We start from the raw sequence: 3,243 nt of genomic DNA, 5'->3' as shown, positions 1-3,243 counted from the left end.
GCGCAGCCCACCCGCCCGGCCAAACCACGGCTTTTGATTTACGCGGCCAACCCCGCCACGAGGGGCTCAGCCGTTGGCCTTCGCCTTCGCCTCGCGCGCGGCCTGCTGCTCGACCAGGGTCAATGCCACGTTGTCGCGAAGGTATGCCGGCTCCACCTTCTCCGGCGCAATGGCTTCGCCACGTGCGAAGGCCGGCACCGCCAGCGTCAGCAGATCCGACGCGCGCGGCAGTGCAGTGGCATCGAATCCGCGCAGGCCAGCACCGAGCTGCGCCACCAGTGCGCCCTCGGCCGCACCGAAACCGGTGCCGACACCGTAGGCAGCCAGCCCTTCCGGCAATGCCACCGCATCGGGTGCGCACACGCGTTCGGCATCGCGTGCCACCGGCAGGCCGTCCACGCGCTCGAAGCGCCCGACATACAGCTCGCCCATGCGCGCATCAATTGCCGACAGGATCTGGATCTCTTCGGCCGGCGCACGCAGCGCCAGCACCTGCAGCGTCGAGACCGGCAGCAGCGGCCGGTCCAGCGCCAGCGCGATGCCCTGCGCAATGGCAATCGCCAGACGCACGCCGGTGAACGCACCGGGGCCACGGCTGAGCGCGATGCCATCAAGCTGGCGGCGGCTGATGCCGGCTTCGGCCAGCAGCGCCTCGGCCCATGGAAGGCTCAGTTCGGCATGCCGGCGCGGGGCGATCTCGAAACGTTCCAGCACCTGCCCATCCACATGCAGGGCTACGGAACAGGCTTCGGTGGCGGTTTCAAAGGCGAGCAGTTTCATCGGATCAGGTCAGAACAGGGGGAACGTGGCGCCGGGTGCCGGGTGCGGGCCTGCCGCAACAGCGGACGGAGCAGCAGCATCATCGGCCACGGGTGCCCATTGTGGCGTAAAGAAGGCCTGCACATCGGCCAGGCTGCGGGTACGCCGGAACGGCGGCAGCGAATCGAGGAAAACCCGGCCATAGCCCCGGTTGAGCAGGCGCGGGTCGCACAGCACCAGCACGCCACGGTCGCTCTCGCTGCGGATCAGGCGGCCGACGCCCTGCTTCAGTGCGATCACGGCCTGTGGCAACTGCTCGTCGCGGAACGGGTTGCCACCCTGGCTGCGGATCGCCTCCAGCCGCGCCTCGTACACTGGGTCGTCGGGCGCCGCGAACGGCAACTTGTCGATCATCACCACGCTCAGCGCTTCGCCTACCACGTCCACGCCCTCGCGGAAGCTGGCCGAGCCGAGCAGCACGCCGTTGCCGGATTCGCGGAAGCGCTGCAGCAGCGTCGCGCGTGGTGCCTCGCCCTGCACGAACAACGGCCATGGCCCGTCGCGCAACGCCTCGGCCGCCTCACGCAGGGCGCGATGCGAAGCGAATAGCAGGAAGGCCCGGCCCTCCGACGCCTGCAACACCGGCCGCAGGGTCTGGATCAGCGCGGTACCAAAACCGCGCGCGGCCGGATCGGGCAGGCCCTCGGGCAGATAACACAGTGCCTGCTCGGGCCAGTTGAACGGACTCGGCTGCACCAGCGTGTGCGGATCGTCCAGACCCAGGCGGGAGGCGATGTGATCGAAACCACCGCCAACGGTCAGCGTCGCCGAAGTGAAGATCCACGCAGCTCGGCTGCGCTCGCGATGCTCACGTAACGGGCCGGACACATCCATCGGCGTGCGCTGGCAGCGGAAACCACGCGGCGTAAGCTCGTACCAGAGCACGTCGGCCGCACTGCTCGCTTCAGACGGATCGGTGTCGAAATCGAGAGTGGGTTCGTCATCGCCCAACCAGCGGCTGAGCCGCGAGACCGCCTCGCGCGCCCGTGCATGGCAGGCATCCAGGCCGGCCGCCGCTTCGCGCAATGGCTGCAGCGACTGCTCCAGCATCATCAGGCCGGACATCACCGTATCGAAGCCGTCACGCACCTGCGGCATTGCCAATGCGCGCCACTGCGTGCCACGTAATGGCAGCCCTTCCATCGCCGAACGCAACGCCAGCAGCGCCTGCTGCAGCTGATCGACCGGCCCCTGCAGCGCCGACTGCGCGCCACCCACACCACGAGCCTCCGCCAGGCAATCGCGGCCCAGTTCCTGCCATGGGCGCATGCCGAAACCTTCACCGAAGAACTGCGCGGCCAGTTCGGGCAACTGGTGTGCCTCGTCGATGACAAAGGCCTGCGCCCCCGGCAGCAGTTCACCGAATCCCTCCTGCTTCAGTGCCAGGTCGGCCAGCAGCAGGTGATGGTTGACCACCACCACGTCGGCGGCCTGCGCGCGTTGCCGCGCGCGCACCACGAAGCAGTCATCCCAGAACGGGCAATCGGTGCCCAGGCAGTTGTCGACGGTAGATGTGACCATCGGCAGCAATGGGGAGTCGTCGGCCAACCCGTCGAGCTCGGCGATGTCGCCGAACTCCGAGCGACCGGACCAGGCCAGGATGCGCTGGAACTGCGCCGCCTGTTCGGGGCTGGAAAAACGCGGCTCGCCGCGCGCCTGCTGCAGGCGATAGCGGCACAGGTAATTCGCACGCCCCTTCAGCAGCGCACTGCGCAGGCCGACGCCCAGCGCCTGGCGCACGCGCGGCAGATCGCGGTGGTAGAGCTGGTCCTGCAGCGCACGGGTGCCGGTGGAGATGATGGTACGCAGCCCGGACAGCAGCACCGGCACCAGATAGGCGAAGGTCTTGCCGGTGCCGGTACCGGCCTCGGCCAGCAACAGATCACGCTGCTGCAACGCGTCGGCGATGGCTTCGGTCAGGCGCAGCTGTGCGGGACGCGGGACGAAGGCATCCAGGTGCAAGGCGAGCGCGCCGCCGTCGCTGAGGGCTTCGCGGCTGGCATGGACAAGGTCGGACATCAGAGGGAAAGGATACCCGGCCGGGCGCTGCCCGGCACCCGTTTCAAGCCGGGGCACAAGCAACGGCAACAGCGCTGTTCATGGCTCTGGGTTGTACTGGGGACTGGCGGGGGACTGTGGGTTTGCGGGGACGCCGTAAACCCGTCCTTGGGGGCTTGGCCGCGGCATCCATGCCGCGGACACCCCGCAAACCCACAGTCCCCCGCCTTCGACAGTTTCCCGGTGACGGAATGCAAAGGCAGAGCAGATGCGGTTGGTGTAACGGAGAAAGTGGAAGGGGTCGGATCCGTTTTCCTGCGGAAAACGGATCCGACCCCGCAGCGAGTGCGCGCAGCGCGCGACCCGCTTTTGATTTTGATTTTGTTCTTGCCTGCGGCCCGCGCGATGTATGGCGGGCCGGGAGGG

General features: G+C 68.2%; 2 protein-coding genes. Both read right to left on the bottom strand.

Annotated elements, in window-relative coordinates:
- Positions 1-66: 66 nt before the first annotated feature.
- Positions 67-780: a tRNA (adenosine(37)-N6)-threonylcarbamoyltransferase complex dimerization subunit type 1 TsaB gene (tsaB, locus tag DI041_RS21045; RefSeq protein ID WP_046986996.1), complete on the bottom strand. Its 714-nt coding sequence runs from the start codon at positions 778-780 to the stop codon at positions 67-69.
- A gap of 9 nt (positions 781-789) precedes the next feature.
- On the bottom strand, positions 790-2,838 hold the full coding sequence (locus tag DI041_RS21040; protein ID WP_136640092.1) for a DNA repair helicase YoaA: 2,049 nt from the start codon (positions 2,836-2,838) through the stop codon (positions 790-792).
- Positions 2,839-3,243: the final 405 nt, after the last annotated feature.

This window comes from Stenotrophomonas maltophilia, assembly GCF_004920835.1.
Classification (GTDB): Bacteria; Pseudomonadota; Gammaproteobacteria; order Xanthomonadales; family Xanthomonadaceae; genus Stenotrophomonas; species Stenotrophomonas maltophilia_AQ.
The sequence above is the reverse complement of the archived record's forward strand: the minus strand, read 5'-3'. Positions and strand labels throughout refer to the sequence as shown.

What these genes read in the sequence shown, in the direction of transcription:
- DI041_RS21040 (WP_136640092.1), bottom strand. Translation starts at nt 2,838, where the DNA reads ATGTCCGACCTTGTCCATGCCAGCCGCGAAGCCCTCAGCGACGGCGGC.
- tsaB (WP_046986996.1), bottom strand. Translation starts at nt 780, where the DNA reads ATGAAACTGCTCGCCTTTGAAACCGCCACCGAAGCCTGTTCCGTAGCC.